Here is a 324-nt window from a genome sequence, read left to right on the forward strand (position 1 = left end):
TTAAATTCTTCAGCTAACTTCCAGAATGTCGCTTACTTGCCCAAATTTCAGTCCTTGTACGGACAAGGTGCTAATAACATCTACAACAACCAAAGTACCAATTCTTGGGGTCCTGGTTTTGGCAGTTTGGATCAAGTAGTACAAGGAGGCACCGGTGCGCTAGTTCCTTATCAGCCTTACCCTAATAATATTAGGGATTTTTACAATACTGGTGCTTTCTACCAAAACTCTGTTAATCTAGCGGGAGGTGATGAGAAGAGCAACTTTGTGGCGGGAGTATCCAGCACCATTCAGAATGGTGTTGTTCCCAACAGTAAATACAAC

General features: G+C 42.6%; 1 pseudogene. It reads left to right on the top strand.

Annotated features, from left to right (window positions below):
- Nucleotides 1-324, top strand: a pseudogene (locus A0125_RS15960) (SusC/RagA family TonB-linked outer membrane protein); the annotation flags it as partial.

This window comes from Sphingobacterium populi, assembly GCF_001586775.1.
GTDB classification, from domain to species: domain Bacteria; phylum Bacteroidota; class Bacteroidia; order Sphingobacteriales; family Sphingobacteriaceae; genus Sphingobacterium; species Sphingobacterium populi.